This window comes from Bartonella pachyuromydis (genome assembly GCF_039543065.1).
GTDB lineage: Bacteria > Pseudomonadota > Alphaproteobacteria > Rhizobiales > Rhizobiaceae > Bartonella > Bartonella pachyuromydis.
Map to the genome: position 1 here is coordinate 40481 of NZ_BAABJA010000001.1, position 15618 is coordinate 56098.

Annotated in this window: 14 protein-coding genes and 2 pseudogenes; 3 read left to right on the top strand and 13 right to left on the bottom strand. The window is 40.7% G+C overall.

What is annotated here, in order from left to right:
• Window positions 1-209: 209 nt before the first annotated feature.
• The 4 genes from ABD917_RS00215 to ABD917_RS00230 all read right to left on the bottom strand — a co-directional run bounded on the left by ABD917_RS00215 (window position 210) and on the right by ABD917_RS00230 (window position 4074).
• Window positions 210-638 carry a hypothetical protein gene (locus tag ABD917_RS00215; protein ID WP_345118082.1) on the bottom strand — a complete coding sequence of 143 codons (429 nt, stop codon included), beginning with the start codon at window positions 636-638 and terminating at the stop codon, window positions 210-212.
• A gap of 23 nt (window positions 639-661) precedes the next feature.
• Window positions 662-1222, bottom strand: a complete 561-nt coding sequence (locus tag ABD917_RS00220) for a hypothetical protein (RefSeq protein ID WP_345118083.1) — start codon at window positions 1220-1222, stop codon at window positions 662-664.
• A 263-nt stretch (window positions 1223-1485) separates the two neighbouring features.
• A complete protein-coding gene (locus ABD917_RS00225) occupies window positions 1486-1686 on the bottom strand; it encodes a hypothetical protein (RefSeq protein ID WP_345118084.1) in 201 nt (66 codons plus the stop codon).
• A gap of 597 nt (window positions 1687-2283) precedes the next feature.
• A complete protein-coding gene (locus ABD917_RS00230) occupies window positions 2284-4074 on the bottom strand; it encodes an ABC transporter transmembrane domain-containing protein (RefSeq protein ID WP_345118085.1) in 1791 nt (596 codons plus the stop codon).
• A 187-nt stretch (window positions 4075-4261) separates the two neighbouring features.
• Between ABD917_RS00230 and rpmE the strand changes: the two genes are divergently transcribed.
• Window positions 4262-4483, top strand: coding sequence for a 50S ribosomal protein L31 (gene rpmE / locus ABD917_RS00235; protein WP_345118086.1), 222 nt, complete (start codon window positions 4262-4264; stop codon window positions 4481-4483).
• A 262-nt stretch (window positions 4484-4745) separates the two neighbouring features.
• Here the strand turns inward: rpmE and ABD917_RS00240 are convergent.
• The 7 genes and pseudogenes from ABD917_RS00240 to tkt all read right to left on the bottom strand — a co-directional run.
• Window positions 4746-4960 (bottom strand): annotated as a pseudogene (locus ABD917_RS00240) (class I fructose-bisphosphate aldolase); the annotation flags it as partial.
• 277 nt (window positions 4961-5237) lie between these two features.
• On the bottom strand, window positions 5238-5360 hold the full coding sequence (locus ABD917_RS00245) for a hypothetical protein (protein WP_345118087.1): 123 nt from the start codon (window positions 5358-5360) through the stop codon (window positions 5238-5240).
• A gap of 71 nt (window positions 5361-5431) precedes the next feature.
• Window positions 5432-5800: pseudogene (locus tag ABD917_RS00250) on the bottom strand (class I fructose-bisphosphate aldolase); the annotation flags it as partial.
• Window positions 5801-5830: 30 nt separating this feature from the next.
• A complete protein-coding gene (locus ABD917_RS00255; RefSeq protein WP_345118088.1) occupies window positions 5831-6862 on the bottom strand; it encodes a class I fructose-bisphosphate aldolase in 1032 nt (343 codons plus the stop codon).
• An 83-nt stretch (window positions 6863-6945) separates the two neighbouring features.
• Complete coding sequence (locus tag ABD917_RS00260) at window positions 6946-8139, bottom strand: phosphoglycerate kinase (RefSeq protein ID WP_345118090.1); 1194 nt, start codon at window positions 8137-8139, stop codon at window positions 6946-6948.
• Window positions 8140-8602: 463 nt separating this feature from the next.
• Window positions 8603-9610: a type I glyceraldehyde-3-phosphate dehydrogenase gene (gap, locus tag ABD917_RS00265; protein WP_345118091.1), complete on the bottom strand. Its 1008-nt coding sequence runs from the start codon at window positions 9608-9610 to the stop codon at window positions 8603-8605.
• 336 nt (window positions 9611-9946) lie between these two features.
• Window positions 9947-11953, bottom strand: a complete 2007-nt coding sequence (gene tkt / locus ABD917_RS00270) for a transketolase (protein ID WP_345118092.1) — start codon at window positions 11951-11953, stop codon at window positions 9947-9949.
• A gap of 335 nt (window positions 11954-12288) precedes the next feature.
• Between tkt and ABD917_RS00275 the strand changes: the two genes are divergently transcribed.
• Both ABD917_RS00275 and ABD917_RS00280 read left to right on the top strand, forming a co-directional pair.
• Window positions 12289-12564, top strand: coding sequence for a DUF4164 domain-containing protein (locus ABD917_RS00275; protein WP_345118093.1), 276 nt, complete (start codon window positions 12289-12291; stop codon window positions 12562-12564).
• Between the two features lie 12 nt (window positions 12565-12576).
• On the top strand, window positions 12577-12954 hold the full coding sequence (locus ABD917_RS00280; RefSeq protein ID WP_345118094.1) for a cell division protein ZapA: 378 nt from the start codon (window positions 12577-12579) through the stop codon (window positions 12952-12954).
• 681 nt (window positions 12955-13635) lie between these two features.
• Here the strand turns inward: ABD917_RS00280 and pyk are convergent.
• Both pyk and ABD917_RS00290 read right to left on the bottom strand, forming a co-directional pair.
• A complete protein-coding gene (gene pyk / locus ABD917_RS00285; protein WP_345118095.1) occupies window positions 13636-15072 on the bottom strand; it encodes a pyruvate kinase in 1437 nt (478 codons plus the stop codon).
• Entirely contained in the window at window positions 15069-15602 is a 534-nt protein-coding gene (locus ABD917_RS00290) for a DUF1036 domain-containing protein (RefSeq protein ID WP_345118096.1), read from the bottom strand. The genes pyk and ABD917_RS00290 overlap by 4 nt, the downstream gene beginning before the upstream one ends.
• Between the last annotated feature and the right edge of the window lie 16 nt (window positions 15603-15618).

The window sequence follows — 15618 nt, forward strand, 5'->3', positions numbered from 1 at the left end:
TTGATCGTAATTCAAATATTTATTTGCGAGAGTTGCTGATTGTATTTCATTCTCAAACCGTTCTTTTTCTTTATCAATAGCCTCTTGCAATGCTTGTACCTTCTTATCACCGAAGATAATTTCTAATTTTGTTTATTTGATAAGCTTCTCCCAAAAGATCAACTGGTTATCACATGTCTCATTTGATGACCTCATCCATGCTTCAACACCTAATTTGTAAGCTTCTTCAAATGTTGGCATCTCTTCAGAAATACTAAGGCTTTTTTCTCTTCTTTATCTCTCTTTCTACAAACCTGCATTGCCCATTCAACCGTAGAGTAACAACAATCTTCATCAAAGGCAATATATCCTTCTTTCACCGTATCAATAAGCATCTTATAGTAAATAAAAGTTTCTCTTGCTGCCTTATAATCACTAGAAATATCATACAATAATGAGAGAAGCACCTTTTTACAAATGCATAGTCCGCTACAAGGCAGACTACCAAATCCTCTCAATATCTTTTCTAGCGTTTCATATTCTGTGTATTTAGGTATATCTTCAAAGTAGATTTCCATAGATGCTAGCTCTTTATAGTGCCCTGAAGCTTTATCTTTTTGTTGCTGTTCATATTCAGCTGTAATCATATCATCAATCATATATAACCACCAATGAAGCAACATCATTGTAGGCTTATAGCGCTTTTTTTCGTCAAAGGATCCACAAACTTTCGCAATTTAATGCCATTCTGTTTCACTAATCGCACGACTTTAGGATAAGCTTCCTTAAAAAGTGTACGCCTCATTACTTCATTTATTCTTTCAATCTGCTCTGCAGTAAATTTTACTCTCAGCGCATCCTCATAAAGAAGAAATGTATCTGCATATCCGTGAGCACAAATATCTGCCACCACCACCGGATACTGCTTGTCACTAATTTCAGAAAAATACCCAGGATTTTTTATTTCCAGTATACTCCTTTCCCATTGCCTTACTACCTCATCCCATTGCGCAATCCATTCCTTTGATATTTTTTGCGTTTTTTGAAAAAGCCTTTGCTCTCCTTGTGCAAGAATATTTTGATATATCGCGCACTCTCGATATCGTATCTGCAGTAATTTCTCACATTGCTCAAGTTGTTCACTTAATTGCTTTTTCTGATGATTTGCTAACCAAAGGCTATAGATTATGCTCCCTGCTATGATTATTCCTACTATAACTATGAAAGTATCGTGATCACCCATTCTTGCTCTCTTTTATCCTCACCAACATTGAGTACAGCTCCCTTACCGATTTCTCGATATTATATCATTATGTGTATATCTGCTTTGAGAAGCACTACATATTCTATTTTAATAAAAACAATACACAATATATAGCTACTTGTATTGGCAAATATAACAATTTGTATTTAATTATACTGCTCTGATGATTTATGCACTCTAAAAAAATCCTTTGTTATTCTTGTGTAATGGTCTTTTTATATATCTTGCATAATTTCTGATTCTTATGATTTGCGACTACCAATATTAAGATTCCACCACCACCACACTCCTATCGCTATGGCGATTAAAATCATAACGCTTAATCCTAAAACCCTATATTTCTTCTTCTTCCCACGAATGAACTTAATTATAGCTATTATGGCAATCATTTCCTCTACTATGAAACTAATTAGCTCTTTTACCTCTTTTATCTCTTCAAGCATTCTTGCTCTCTTTTATCCTCACCAACATTGAATACAGCTCGCTTACCGATTTATCGATATTGTATCATTATGTGTATATCGGCTTTATGGGAAGCTATATATTCTATTTTAATAAAAATAATACACAAAATAGAGATGATTACATTGGCAAAATATAACAATTTGTATTTAATTATACTGCTCTGATGATTTATGCACTCTAAAAAAGCCTTATAAGCCCTCAAAAAGCATAATCCATAAAACAGGGAGCAAAAGACTAAAAATCTTAACACAGCAAAACATGCTACCTGCTCTGTTTACCCTATTGAGTTACATCAACAAAAAGCGCTTATTTTCCCATTTATCAGCTCTGCAAACTTACAACAATACGAAAGAATTGAGCGTCTTTGGCTTGGATCATTTTATTTTTATACAGACAAGATATTCTGTACAAAAAAGCTTTTTTATAAAAAATGCTCTCTCTCACACAATAAAAAGCTATTCAAGAATTAAACGCCTCTTGCCCTGTCTTTTTTCAAAAGTCCTTAAAACGCATAAGCCTGCTTGAAAAGAGAGTGTTTATACCCTTAAAATTACTGGCTCTTGTATCATCAGAGCCTATTCGGGTGAAAATTGCAATTTAGCAAGGTAAGCATAAACGCCATTTTTTGCCACAAGCTCTGCATGGGTTCCTTCTTCCACAAGGGCGCCTTTATCCATCACGAGAATCCGATCGGCTTTTAAAATTGTTGCCAAACGGTGAGCAATCACCAATGTTGTTCGATTTTGCATCAATCCCTCTAAGGCTTCTTGTACGAGCTTTTCACTGTTTGCATCTAAAGCGGATGTTGCTTCATCAAGCAATAACAGGGGAGCATTTCTTAAAATCGCCCGCGCAATACCAATGCGCTGTTTTTGTCCACCAGAAAGCATCGTACCGCGTTCTCCCACTTCGGTATCAAAACCATTTGGTAAGGCTTCAATAAATTCAAGGGCATTCGCGGCTTGAGCAGCAGCAATAATTTGCTCTTCGGTGACATTTTCTGTCCCAAAAATAATATTATCGCGCAATGTACCATCAAAGATGGCAACATCTTGTGGAACATAAGAAATTGCACCACGTAAATCCTGCAAAGAGAGGCGATTAGTCTCGACACCATCAAAGCAAATTTTTCCACTTGTTGGATCATAAAAACGAAGAATTAAAGAAAAAATTGTGCTTTTCCCCGCCCCTGAAGCACCAACAAAAGCAACCGTTTCACCTGCTTTGATAGAAAAAGAAAGAGAACGCAAAATCTTATCTTCTGGTCTAGAAGGGTAAGTAAAATCCACCTGATCAAAAACAAGTGCGCCTTGAACAGGCTTTGCCAAAGGTGACGGATTTTGAGGTGCTAAGATAGTAGGCTGTTCTTGTAGCAATTCGGCAAGCCGTTCAGCAGCCCCTACAGCTTGGATTAATTCTGCGCCAAGTTCCGATAATTGTGCAAAAGTAGTTGCTCCAAAAACGGCATAGAGCACAAATTGACCTAAAGCTCCCGCCGTCATAGTGCCATTTAAAACATCTCGAGAACCAATCCATAACACAGCAACCACACTGCTAAAAACCAGAAAAATGGCAAAGCCAGTAAAAAAAGAACGCAAGATCACAGAAGCGCGCGCTGTCTGAAAAGCGCGTTCTATCAACTGTGAAAAACGCGTTGCAACAAGTTTTTCAGCGGTAAAAGCTTGTACTGTACGAATAGCACTGACCTGTTCGGTTGCCAAAGCATTAGCATCTGCGACACGATCCTGTGCCGCACATGTGCGTGTACGCACCTTGCGCCCAAAGATAACTAACGGAATAGCCACAAAGGGGATAGCAAGCAGCACCAGTGCGGATAATTTCGCATTGGTAATCACCATCATCACGATTGCGCCAATCACCACAATCAGATGGCGTAAAGCTGTCGAGGCGGTTGAGCCAACGGCTAATTTTATTTGCGTTGTATCGGTAAGCAGCCTTGAGACAAGTTCACCAGAATGAGACTTATCAAAAAAAGCGGGTGAAAGTTTCATAATATGAACAAAAACATCACGCCGTAAATCGGCAACAATCCGTTCTCCCAAGGTGATGACACAATAATAACGGCAAGCCGAAGCAAGGGCGAGAAGCAAAGCCAAGAGAAATAACATAAAGAAATAAAAATTAATATGCCCGTGGCTTGAAGCAGAAAAACCATGATCAAACATTTTGCCAATAGCAACGGGCAAAGCGAGTGTAACAAGAGCCGCAACCGTTAAAGCGAAAAAAGCAAAAATAAACAGCCAACGATAACGGATAAGATAAGGACCAAAAGTTTTAAGCGAAGAAAATGAAGAGTTTTTTATAGAAGGTGTGGTAGATTTTTCTGAATGATTAAAAAGATTCATAAGGATTCGCTCACTCTATTAGATTGTCCATAACCCTTGATACAATGATGTATCTTGAACACTTGTTTTTTGATGCGTGCTCGGTTATAGAAATGGTATTTTAAACAACTTATCAAAAAGACAAAGGAAGCGCACTTAAAAAGTGAAAAAGTGCCATTTCATTTTGTAGACACAAAAGGTTTGACGCATGAAAGCGAATATTCATCCCGACTATCACAGAATTACCGTCGTTATGACGGATGGTAGCCAATATACAACGCGCTCCACTTGGGGAAAAGAAGGGGACGTCCTTAATCTGGATATCGACCCAAGAACTCATCCAGCATGGACAGGTGGGTCTCAAACCCTCGTAGACCGTGGTGGTCGTGTTTCTAAATTTAAAAACCGTTTTGGTAATCTTGGCATGTAAAAGCCTATTATTGTAAAAAGTGAAAAATGTCTCATAAAATCTGAGCGCATTGAAAACAATGAACTGCTTGAGACAAAAACAGAACAAAATTTCACAGCTTTTACAACTCAAGTTTTTATAAAAAGCACGTATAAAATTACCAAGGAAAGATGCCCTGCTTTACAATGCGGGGCTTTTTGCTTGTCTGATGAACAATAACGGTTGATTGTACTTGACTGTGATAATGCAGAGAAAAAACAACAGAGCCTCCTCCCTAAAACAAGAGAGAAGCAATTCCTAGAACAGCAGGAAGTATAATTTGTTTAAGCACTTGAACGGTTTTTTCCGCTACCTCTTCAACAGAAGCTTTCCGCGCATCTTTACCATCAATCGGCCTATGAGGCTTTAAAATCATAGCTTTAAAAATAACATGGGCTTCAAACAATTCTGTAAACACTGTACTATAGCCTGTGTCACCTCAAAACAGCGCACGATGGAATTCTTTAAAAAGGGACCCGTCCTTATATATGCAACTTCCAGTGTTGCGACAGCCTTTGGCATTTTAAACGGTTTACGAGGAGCTTTTTTAAAGCTTTTTTGTAAAGGTTTTCATCTACATACTACCCCCGCTTGTGACAGGCGAACCAATGGTTTTGGTTGCTTCAATAGAAAGAGGTTTGAAATGAGAGAATCTGATGATATGCGAATCTCTCATTCAATATGCAAAATGGTGAATTGTCTTTATCAATGAATGCATTGTAATTGCACTCCCAGTTCAATAATCGGCATAATTTTTAATTGCTTGACACAAAGCAGCAAACGAACGAGAGTGGGTGCATTTTGCTCCCCCCCTTGTTGGTAGCATCTGCGCATCAACGGCAATCACTTCTACAATCATTGATCAAAACGCACTCTAGAAGTGCAAAGTATCTTCGGTAAAACACATCCACCCTTTTGCGCATCATCTCATCAAGCAAAAGCCGCTAATGGAAATTTGTTTTTATTTAAGCACAAGAGTTGCACGTGCTCTTTTGTCCATTTTCCCAAAGCAGCCAAATGGTTCATGCGAGCACGATGACAAAAAGCCTTTTGGACAATAGCAATATTTTCATGTCTACCAGCCCATGCTGTTAGGGCAGCTTCTTGCAATGCCCGTCGATCAAGAAAAGGTCAATTTCCAAGGCAATACCCCCAAAGCATTCATCATGAACAAATAGGGCCAATAAATGAGCTGCCACTTCTTCATCAGATTATCCGCAAAACAAGAAAAGCAATTCCTACAACAGTCGCAGACACAATCTGTTGGAGCACTTGAACGGTTTTTTCTGCCACCTCTTTACCGAAATTTTATGGAAAATTTATCTTTTTCTAAGCACAAGACTGCTCATGTTCTTTTGTCCATTGTCCCAAAGCAGCCAAATGGTTCATGCGAGCACGGTGACGAAAAGCTTTTTGCGCAGCGGCAATATTTTCATGTCTACCAGCCCATGCTTTTAAGGCCGCTGCTTGCAATGCCCGCCCGTAAGAAAAGGTCAATTTCCAAGGCAATGCCCCCAAAGCATTCATCGCCGATAAATGAGCAGTCGCTTCTTCATCAGATTGTCCTCCAGAGAGGAAAGCAATTCCTGGTACAGCTGCAGGTACAGTCTGTTTGAGCACTTGAACGGTTTTTTCTGCCACCTCTTCAATAGAAGCTTTGCGCGCATCTTTACCATCAATCACCATATTGGGTTTTAAAATCATACCCCCGAGAACAACACGAGCTTCAAACAACTCCGTAAACACTGTATTTAAGACAGCCTGTGTCACCTCAAAGCAGCGCGCGATAGAATGCCCGCGCGATGCCCCATCCATCAACACTTCTGGTTCAACAATCGGCACGATCTTCAACTCTTGGCACAAAGCAGCATAACGAGCAAGAGCCTGTGCATTTTGCCTGATAGCCCCCCTTGTTGGCAGCGTCTGTGCATCAATGGCAATCACCGCCCGCCATTTAGCAAAACGCGCTCCCAAAGCATAATACTCTTTTAAACGTTCACGAAGTCCATCCAACCCTTCGGTAATTGTCTCGTGGGGAAAAGCTGCCAACGGCTTAGCACCGGTATCCACTTTAATCCCTGGCAAAGCGCCCGCATCACGGATAACATCTGTTAACATTTTCCCCATAGATGCCTTTTGACGAATAGTTTCATCAAATAAGATGACACCCGAAATAGCACTCTCCATGGCTTCTTTTGCACTAAAAAGCATTTCACGATAAGCGCGCCGGTTATCCTCATTGGATTCAACACCAATGCTTTCAAAACGCTTGCCAATTGTTGCAGTACTTTCATCGGCAGCCAAAATACCCTTACCAGCATGCACCAAAGCAAAAGCTATATCTTCAAGACGTTCACTCATAAAAAATTCCTCTTTATTTTATCGTATTTCCAAAACCAGTAATACGGCCAATACACTTAACAAAACCCATGACCATACAGCCTTTAAGCTCGCATAAGAGCGAGAATACCAGGAAGAACCTTGCCTTCCATCCATTCTAAAAAAGCACCCCCTGCGGTAGAAAGATAAGTGAAATCATCAGCAACACCAGCATGATTAAGTGCAAAAACCGTATCTCCCCCTCCAGCAATTGAAACCAATTTTTTTGTCAAGCTTCGTTCTGCTGCATGACGTGCCACTGTTATAGTTCCTTGATCAAAGGGAGACATCTCAAAAACCCCGAGGGGTCCATTCCAAACAAGGGTAGCAGCTTCATCAATCGCAGCATTGATCTGAGCAATAGAGCGTGTCCCAATATCCAAAATTATGCCTTCCTCTGGAATATCTCCAATATCATAGAGACGATGGGGAGCATCTTTTTCAAAGCGAAAACCCACAATAGCATCCACAGGAAGCAAAAGTTTACATTGGCATTCCCGCGCTTTTCCTATAATCTTTTTGACCGTTTCCATCAGTGCATTTTCGCACAGTGATTTTCCAATACATATACCTTGGGCGGCTAAAAAACTGTTGGCCATACCACCGCCAATCACCAACTGATCAACCTTTTCCACTAAATGATTGAGCACAAAAAGCTTACTCGAAACCTTTGCCCCTCCAACCAATGCAATCACTGGACGCGTTGGATTGCCAAGCCCTTTTTCCAATGCCTGTAATTCAAGCTGTAGAGAGCGCCCCGCATAGGAAGGCAACAAATGTGTTATTCCCTCCACCGAAGCATGGGCACGATGAGAGACGGAAAAAGCATCATTAACATAAAGATCCCCATTATGGGCGAGAGCCTCAGCAAAGGAACAATCGTTTTTTTCTTCACCACAGTGAAAACGAACATTTTCAAGCAGTAAAACACTCCCGTTTTGCAATGCCTCAACCGCTATCTGCGCTGCTGGACCAATACAATCTGATGCAAAAGTCACTGGTTGATTGATGATTTTTTCCAACACTTCCACAACCGGATTGAGTGAGAATTCTGCCTCCACTTTTCCCTTGGGGCGCCCACAATGAGACAGAAGAATAAGCTTAGCACCGCGCTTTTGCAATTCAATGAGCGTCTCTTTATGTCGTTGAAGACGCATTTCATCGCAAACTTTACCCTGCGCCATGGGGACATTAAAATCCACTCGTACAAGAACACGCTTTCCAGCAACATCAACATCATCAAGTGTATGAAAACCCATCCACTATTTCCTCTTCACTTTCTGTTGTTTTAAATAAAAACGCATCAACAACCTTTGCTCTACGTAATCATCTCAATCTGCAATCAAAGAACTATGAAAATCCATCCACTATTTTCCTTTTATTTTCCATTGTTTTAAACAAAAATGCATCAACAACCTTTGTTTCACAAAACTTTCGCTTTGCTTTTACTAAAAAGAGAACAGTCACTCTATTTTCCCACACTTTGCTTGTTCACACTTTATCTCACTAACAAATACAATTTTTCAAACTCTTCTCTCTCATAAAGTTTTAAAAAACAACCCTTGCTGTACAAACACAAAACACATCATCCATTATTTGAACATTATCTTGTCTCTCATACACTAAGAGCAATTTTGACGCGCTTTTTTTCAAAAAAATGCGCTGTTATTTTTATCATAAAATTCAATTTTTTAATATAAAAGAGGGCCTTGAGGCCCTCTTTTATATGGTTTTAGCAAAAGCGACTGCGGTATCACCCATGCGGTTTGAAAACCCCCATTCATTATCGTACCAAACCAACACACGACAAAGCTGACCATCGATTACCTTGGTTTGATCATTATGGAAAATAGCTGAATGTGGATTATGATTAAAATCACAACTTACAAGCTTTTCCTCCGTATAATCTAAAACACCTTTGAGTGAACCGCGCGCAGCAGTGCAAATGGCCGTATTAATTTCTTCAACTGTTGTGGAACGCTTAGCAGTGAATGTCAAATCCACCACGGACACATTTGGCGTTGGCACACGAATTGACACACCATCGAGCAAACCTTTTAATTCTGGCAAGACCAATCCCACAGCCTTTGCCGCTCCTGTTGAGGTAGGGATCATAGAAAGAGCTGCCGCGCGTGCTCGATAAAGGTCACGATGCATTGTATCCAATACAGGTTGATCACCCGTATAAGAATGAATTGTTGTCATAAAGCCCTTTTCAATACCCACTGTATTGTGCAAAACTTGCACCACAGGCGCTAAGCAATTAGTTGTACAAGAAGCATTTGAAACAACGTGGTGCTCTTTGCTTAAAGAGTGATGATTAACTCCATAAACTACCGTGAGATCTGCGCCCTCAGAGGGAGCGGACACCAGAACACGTTTTGCCCCCGCATCCAAGTGAGCACTTGCTTTATCACGCGCCGTAAAAATGCCGGTACACTCCAACGCAATATCAATATCCAAATCTTTCCATGGTAACCGTACTGGATCACGCTCTGCTAATACCTTGATTAAACCACACCCAACATCAATAGCATCACCAACCACCTTCACATGACCTGGGAAACGCCCATGGACGGAATCATAGCGCAACAAATGGGCATTGGTTTCCACTGATCCCAAATCATTAACCGCCACGACTTCAATATCTTTGCGTCCACTTTCTACAATTGCTCGTAAAATATTACGACCAATACGACCAAACCCATTAATTGCAACGCGAACCGTCATTTCACATTTTCCTCATCTCTTTATAGTGCAACAAATGGGCATTTATTTCCAATAGTCCTTAATGATGCACAGACAAAATTCCATATCTTTATCAATCAGTTAACCAACAAATGACCGTAAAATATTACGACCAACGCCATTCATTGCAACGCGAATTGTCATTTCATATTGTTTTTATTTCTCTTTAGAGCGCAACAAATGGGCACTTACTTTCAATAGTCCTTAATGATTCATAACCACAACTTCAATATCTTAACCAATCACGTAATCCACAACTGTGCAAAAAATAAAGACTATATTCAATATGATCAAAACTCTTCATTGCACCATGAAGACTCATTTGACATTTTCTTTAGTAATTTCTTCCAGTTTTTTTTCAACGTGAGCCACCACATTCTCACAAGTAATGCCAAAATGTGTATAAAGCGCCTCCATCGTTCCACTTGCACCAAAACCATCCATACCGATAAACACACCATCGCAGCCAATAAAACGCTCCCATCCTTGCCTCACAGCAGCTTCAATGGCAACTTTAACCGGTGCATCACCAATAAGAGCCCGCTGATAGGAGAGAGATTGCTGAGCAAAGAGTTCAAAACAAGGCACAGAAACCACACGGGTTGGAATGCCCTTTTCTTCCAACAGCGCATGTGCTTGTACGGCAATTTGCAATTCTGAACCCGAAGCAAACAGGGTCACCCTCGCATCATCACCCGCGGTGAGCAATTCATAAGCGCCAAGCATACAGAGATTTTCTTCTTCATACTCTTGACGCAACAGCGGTAAATTTTGCCGGCTTAAAGCCAAAGTAGAAGGCGTGCCACGCGCTTTCAAAGCCAATTGCCAACATTCCACTGTCTCCATAGCATCAGCGGGGCGGAAAACAAGATGGTTTGGCATTGCGCGCAAAGAAGCCAAATGTTCTATAGGTTGATGGGTAGGTCCATCCTCACCAAGACCAATGGAATCATGAGTCATGACATAAATCACCCGCAATCCCATCAAAGAAGAGAGGCGCATGGCAGGACGCATATAGTCAGAAAAGCATAAAAAAGTTCCCCCATAAGGAATAAAGCCACCATGAAGAGCAAGACCATTCATCACAGCGCCCATGGCATGTTCGCGAATTCCATAATGGAGATAGCGTCCTGAAAAATCTTCAGCAGAGATGGTTTTCATCTGACTGCTTTTTGTATTATTAGAGCCAGTTAAGTCAGCAGAACCACCAATGGTTTCCGTAACAACTCCATTAATCACTTCAAGAGCCATTTCCGAAGCCTTACGGGTAGCAACCACAGGGCGTTCTTCGACGATTTTTTGTTTATAAGCATCGATAGCGCTGTCAAATCCACCCAACAAATCGCCTCGCATCAACCTTTCAAATTCTACGCGTTCGGACACGGGAAGAGCAGCCAATTTTTCTTCCCACTTTTGTCGCCCTTTAGCAGCACTAAGACCAGCCAAGCGCCAATTATCAAGAATATCAGCGGGAATAACGAAAGGCTGGGCTCCCCATTTCAAAGCGATACGAGTCTCAGCAATTTCCCGTGCTCCCAGAGGGGAACCATGAACTTTATTGGTTCCCGCTTTATTTGGTGCTCCAAAGCCAATGGTTGTTTTACAAGCAATCAAAGTTGGTTTATCAGAATTTTGTGCTTCTTTGATGGCATTGGCAATAGCTGTTTGGCTATGCCCATCGACTTTATGTGTATTCCATCCAGACGCTTTAAAACGGGCAATCTGATCTGTGCTATCAGCAAGAGAGATTTCACCATCAATAGAAATATTATTATCATCCCACAAGACAATAAGCTTATTGAGTTTCAAATGACCAGCAAGGGAGAGTGCTTCTTGAGAAATCCCCTCCATAAGACAGCCATCCCCAACTAGGGCATAAGTATAATGGTTGATGAGATCACCAAAACGCGCATTTTGCAAACGCTCAGCAAGTGCCATCCCCACAGCATTTGCCAACCCTTGTCCAAGCGGCCCAGTGGTTGTTTCAATTCCCACAGCATGTCCATATTCCGGATGCCCAGCAAGCTTTGAGCCTAGTTGGCGGAAATTTTTAAGATCCTCAAGAGAGATATCTTCATAACCAGAAAGATAGAGTAAGGCATAAAGCAACATAGACCCATGCCCAGCCGATAACACAAAGCGATCACGGTTGGGCCAGTAAGGATTTTTAGGATCATGGGCAAGGAACTTTGTATAAAGAACGGTTGCAATATCGGCTGCGCCCATTGGCAAGCCAGGATGACCAGAATTTGCTTTTTCAATTGCATCAATCGCAAGAAAACGGATAGCATTAGCCATCTGATTTTGTTGTTCAGTATTTGTCATAAATGATAAACCATTTCGTTAAACAGGTTATTTTGTTGTTTCTTGCGTATTCTCTTAAATTTTTTGAGAAACACTTTTTTCATTCCTAGGGTAAGATCTTTTATCGCCACGTAAGTAATACCAATACCATTCCCCTCACACATCCTTTGTGCACATATCATTTATGCCAATACTCTTAAAAAATCTAGCCTTTAATTAAATATGTATTCTCTGCCATGCTTGCTAAAATGTCCTACATACTTAAAAATAAAATTCACATGAAAAAAGAAAATGAGTGATTCGTTTTTGTATAAAAAACTGATAAAGGATACAATCACTTGGAGGATACAAATATCATGAATCAAGAAACTACGGTTCTTCCACACGCTTTAGAGCAATTAGAAAAAGCACTAAGAACCTTAGAGATCACCATTATAAACCGCAATGCCGTTATTGATAAAAATAACGAATGGGAAGAAGAAATTCAACGAATGAACACTGATCGTAGCCATCTTGCCCAAGCACTTGACAAAGCTGAAGCTCAAGTTGAGCGGTTAGAGGCAGTAAACAAAGAAGTTTCCAAACGTTTAGTTAAAGCGATGGAAACAATTCGCGTTGTCATTGATAGATAAAGGTTTGAATCTATGGAAACTGTTTCCGTCACCATTGATGGTAAAGTTTATCGCATGGCTTGCAATAAAGGACAAGAAAGCCATCTTATTGAACTTGCGGCTCGATTAGACCAATATATCGCCCATTTGAAGAAAAATTTTGGTGAAATTGGCGATCATCGTTTATCTGTCATGGCTGGCATTATGATTATCGATGAAATGGAAGAAATCCAACGAGAAAATAAAAAACTACAAGAAGATTACGACGCTCTTTTGCGGCTACACAATGAAAGAGACCGCACCATGGGAAGAATTGTACGCAATACAACAGAACGTATTGAAAAGCTCACCAATCAATTACTCAAAGATAATCAAACGAGTGTTGATGTTCAAGAACTCGAAAACCCATAAACACGCGCTCGTTCTCAAACTAACCAGCACTCTATTTTTCAACAATAACACCTGTAAAAAATCAATATAATTGTAAAGAATCGCGCATACTGCAACAACAAACAAAAGCTATATTGCTCTAAAAAGCAGTGTGTATTTTGCATAAACTGTTGTTGTCTCACAAGCAAACACCTCTCATGAAGAATATTATGAAAAATCTCTGAACAGCTCCGTCTTTACACTTATCAAGAAAAAGACCAACATCACCATTCTCTTTAGCCGTTCCTCCTTTCTCTTTTAACAATCTCATCACGGCTCTTGCATTTAAATGATTTATAAGAAAGACATTGGCTGTTTTTTCAACCCATTGGCTTCACCCACCAGCTCTTCATGAAATGAACAATAAAGCAAACATTTTTCTCCTCTAAACCAAGAGGATTTAAAATAAGCAAACATTGCTTATTTAGAACTTTTAAAAGGACAAAATACTGAATTATTATCAACCTAATATCTTGATTGTCTAAACAGCATCGCTTGACACTGCTTTTTTTTACAATAAAGATCTGATGCTGATTTAAGAGATAATATTATCCCATGGCTCTGCCCGCATAAATTACTATAGTAACATCAGAGATTTCTGCACATATCAGACAGATAACGAACAATGTCTGCTCTCCAAAACAACACGCCACAACGTTTTTATTACACGCCCTTTGTACCGTCTTGAGAAACAGCCGCAATACGCAACAGGTTTGTCGCACCAGGCGTACCAAGCGGAACACCAGCGGTGACAAGAAAGCGGTCTCCACTTCTGCAAAAGCCTTCTTGAAAAGCAATGGCTGCGGCACGGTCAACCATATCCTCTAAATTTCGTGCATCATCACTCACCACACAATGTAGCCCCCACACCAAAGCCAATCGCCGCGCTGTTTCGACAATGGGTGACAAAGCAATAATGGGTCTGCTTGGGCGCTCTCGTGAAGCACGCACACCCGTTGTGCCCGAAGCGGTATAAGCAACAATAGCTGCTAATGCGAGTGTTTCAGCAATCTGCCGCGCTGCCAGAGAAATGGCATCGGTTCCCGTTGACTCTGGTGCAGGATGCTGTGCTCCAACCATAACCTCATAAGTATGATCTTGTTCAATTTGTCGAGCAATGCGATCCATCATAAGCACAGCTTCTTCAGGATAAAGACCAGAAGCCGATTCAGCAGACAACATCACTGCATCGCTCCCCGCATAAACCGCTGTAGCAACATCAGAAACTTCTGCACGTGTTGGAACAGGAGAGGAGATCATAGACTCAAGCATTTGTGTTGCCACTACCACGGGTTTTCCTGCTAAACGACAGGCTTTTATGAGTTCTATCTGCAGTGCAGGAATCTTTTCCAAGGGCATTTCTACACCAAGATCTCCCCGTGCAATCATAATGCCATCAGAAACATCAATAATTTTCTCTATGTGCTCCAAAGCTTGAGGTTTTTCGATTTTAGCCATCAAAGCCGCTTTGCCTTTCGTCAACCGACGCACCTCTATAATATCTTCTGGACGCTGGATAAAAGAAAGAGCAATCCAATCAATAGGTTGTTGCAAAACAGCTTGAAGATCAGCCTTATCCTTTGAAGTCATCGAACCAAAAGGCAAAATGGTATCGGGAAAACTGACACCTTTGTGATCAGAAATATGGGTTCCAGCAACCACACAGCATTCAACAAAATGGCCACCACACAATTGTGCACGCAGTTCCAGCTTTCCATCATCAATCAACAACCGATCCCCTAGTTTCACAGCAGACAACACATCCTTATGGGGAAAATAAACACGCTGTCCATCCCCTAGATCATTATGACTATCCAATGTAAAGCTTTGCCCAATATGCAGTTCTTCTTGCCCTTTAGCAAAAGATCCAACGCGCAATTTTGGTCCTTGGAGATCCACTAAAATACCAATGGGCCGGCAAACAATTTTTTCAACCTCGCGTATGCGCTGAACCAAATCAGCCATTGTTTCACAGTCCGTATAGCTCATATTCAAACGAAAAACATCAGCTCCCGCCCTAAAAAGCTTTTCAATCATCGCAATGGAAAAAGAAGACGGACCAAGAGTAGCAATAATTTTTACTTTACGTGCACGCTTCACGGTGGAGAACCTCCTAAAAGCGAAGGAGAATGTATAATCGAATCCCCCAACAAGGACTCATCGGTTAATTGTACCATCCAACTGGTTTGATTCCCCGTATCAATTTCCTTAAACTCCGCTTTTTGATAGCCTCGTGGAAAACAATCATGAACTCCCTGAATGGTAAATTGGCTATCTTGCACACACATCGTTATAGACCCTGCCCAATTGCCTTTTTTCTGTGCACCCTCCGCATAAAAATAATAAAATCGTGAAGAAAGTGGTCCCTCAATTAAAGTTTTACACTCTGTCACAGGGACAACCCACCACCCTTCACTCACCCAACCTGAAAATGTACGATAGCCAAGGGCAACACCAACAGACTGTTGAGTGGAATTACAAACTCTAAAATCAGCCTTTGCCAAACCAACAAATGAGCACGACAACAGAACACTCAAGAAAAAAACTCTTAGTTTTTTCAATAAAAACCATTCCTGTTTTTTGGCAACCACAAAACTTCCTTTATTATGTAAGCGATTAAAACAAAGCATAAAGCCCTTTTCTTTT

What these genes read in the sequence shown, in the direction of transcription:
- tkt (WP_345118092.1), bottom strand. Translation starts at nt 11,953, where the DNA reads ATGACAAATACTGAACAACAAAATCAGATGGCTAATGCTATCCGTTTT.
- ABD917_RS00215 (WP_345118082.1), bottom strand. Translation starts at nt 638, where the DNA reads ATGATTGATGATATGATTACAGCTGAATATGAACAGCAACAAAAAGAT.
- rpmE (WP_345118086.1), top strand. Translation starts at nt 4,262, where the DNA reads ATGAAAGCGAATATTCATCCCGACTATCACAGAATTACCGTCGTTATG.
- ABD917_RS00255 (WP_345118088.1), bottom strand. Translation starts at nt 6,862, where the DNA reads ATGAGTGAACGTCTTGAAGATATAGCTTTTGCTTTGGTGCATGCTGGT.
- gap (WP_345118091.1), bottom strand. Translation starts at nt 9,610, where the DNA reads ATGACGGTTCGCGTTGCAATTAATGGGTTTGGTCGTATTGGTCGTAAT.
- ABD917_RS00245 (WP_345118087.1), bottom strand. Translation starts at nt 5,360, where the DNA reads ATGATTGTAGAAGTGATTGCCGTTGATGCGCAGATGCTACCAACAAGG.
- ABD917_RS00220 (WP_345118083.1), bottom strand. Translation starts at nt 1,222, where the DNA reads ATGGGTGATCACGATACTTTCATAGTTATAGTAGGAATAATCATAGCA.
- ABD917_RS00260 (WP_345118090.1), bottom strand. Translation starts at nt 8,139, where the DNA reads ATGGGTTTTCATACACTTGATGATGTTGATGTTGCTGGAAAGCGTGTT.
- ABD917_RS00280 (WP_345118094.1), top strand. Translation starts at nt 12,577, where the DNA reads ATGGAAACTGTTTCCGTCACCATTGATGGTAAAGTTTATCGCATGGCT.
- ABD917_RS00275 (WP_345118093.1), top strand. Translation starts at nt 12,289, where the DNA reads ATGAATCAAGAAACTACGGTTCTTCCACACGCTTTAGAGCAATTAGAA.
- ABD917_RS00225 (WP_345118084.1), bottom strand. Translation starts at nt 1,686, where the DNA reads ATGCTTGAAGAGATAAAAGAGGTAAAAGAGCTAATTAGTTTCATAGTA.
- ABD917_RS00290 (WP_345118096.1), bottom strand. Translation starts at nt 15,602, where the DNA reads ATGCTTTGTTTTAATCGCTTACATAATAAAGGAAGTTTTGTGGTTGCC.
- ABD917_RS00230 (WP_345118085.1), bottom strand. Translation starts at nt 4,074, where the DNA reads ATGAATCTTTTTAATCATTCAGAAAAATCTACCACACCTTCTATAAAA.